1 pseudogene is annotated in these 287 nt (G+C 50.5%); it reads left to right on the top strand.

What is annotated here, in order from left to right:
- A pseudogene (locus tag ACFRAK_RS29665) lies at positions 1–210 on the top strand (purine permease); the annotation flags it as partial.
- Positions 211–287: the final 77 nt, after the last annotated feature.

Below are 287 nucleotides of genomic sequence, written 5' to 3'. Positions count from 1 at the left end.
ATTATCGCTTGCTCCGTGGGTATTGGTCTTGGCGTAACCACGGTGCCTGGACTGTTCGAAAGCCTGCCGGACAATCTTCGCATTCTGATGGATAACGGGATCGTAGCGGGTAGCTTGACGGCCATCATCCTGAATCTGATCTTTAATGGGCTGAATTACACGAAGCCCACGCATACGAATCATAGCCAAGGGGAAGAGCATGCCGCTTAGGAAACTCTGACCTGATACAACAAAAGCTTGCCATCCCCTTAGTGAGGGTGGCAAGCTTTTGTGTCTTAAATGCGCTG

The sequence above is a fragment of the Peribacillus sp. NPDC056705 genome, from assembly GCF_043656335.1.
The sequence above is the reverse complement of the archived record's forward strand: the minus strand, read 5'-3'. Positions and strand labels throughout refer to the sequence as shown.